General features: G+C 58.0%; 1 protein-coding gene. It reads right to left on the bottom strand.

Features of this window, described 5'->3' with window-relative positions; translation table 11 throughout:
* The coding region (locus tag R0J88_RS22600; RefSeq protein WP_410901262.1) for a phosphate acyltransferase at nt 1-245 on the bottom strand (245 nt) is incomplete at both ends.

Below are 245 nucleotides of genomic sequence, written 5' to 3'. Positions count from 1 at the left end.
ATGGCATTGTCGAACGCCAGAGGACCATCGATCATCCCTCCCTGGATCTGGCCACGGTCCGCCATCTTGCAAAGGGCGGCGGCATCGAGCGTGGAGGTGATGTGAGGATTGATCGTTTCCACCGCCGACAGCAGCGCTACCTTTGGGCAGGTCACGCCAAGTGACTGCATCATGTCGATGGCGTTCTGAACGATATCTCGCTTGTGGGCGAGATCGGGATAGATGTTGATGGCGGCATCCGTTAC

This window comes from Pseudoalteromonas sp. SIMBA_162, assembly GCF_046535955.1.
GTDB lineage: Bacteria > Pseudomonadota > Gammaproteobacteria > Enterobacterales > Alteromonadaceae > Pseudoalteromonas > Pseudoalteromonas marina.
This window is presented reverse-complemented; position numbering and strand designations above follow the sequence as displayed.